1 protein-coding gene is annotated in these 268 nt (G+C 54.1%); it reads left to right on the forward strand.

The genetic code is table 11. The features are described 5' to 3' along the window. On the forward strand, window positions 1-268 hold a 268-nt coding region (locus tag ADI86_RS12420), incomplete at both ends, for a hypothetical protein (RefSeq protein ID WP_414717519.1).

Consider the following 268-nt stretch of genomic DNA (forward strand, 5'->3'; position numbering starts at 1 on the left):
CGCTAGCCAAAGTGCTTCAACAAGTGCGTCTAAGTCAGCATCGACAAGTGCCAGCCAAAGTGCCTCAACAAGTGCATCTAAGTCGGCGTCAACAAGTGCGAGCCAAAGCGCCTCAACAAGTGCATCTAAGTCGGCGTCAACAAGTGCGAGCCAAAGCGCCTCAACAAGCGCATCTAAGTCAGCATCGACAAGTGCGAGCCAAAGCGCCTCAACAAGTGCATCTAAGTCAGCGTCGACAAGCGCTAGCCAAAGTGCCTCAACGAGCGCG

Origin of the sequence: Streptococcus pseudopneumoniae, assembly GCF_001074975.1 — a bacterium.
Taxonomy (GTDB): Bacteria; Bacillota; Bacilli; order Lactobacillales; family Streptococcaceae; genus Streptococcus; species Streptococcus pseudopneumoniae_D.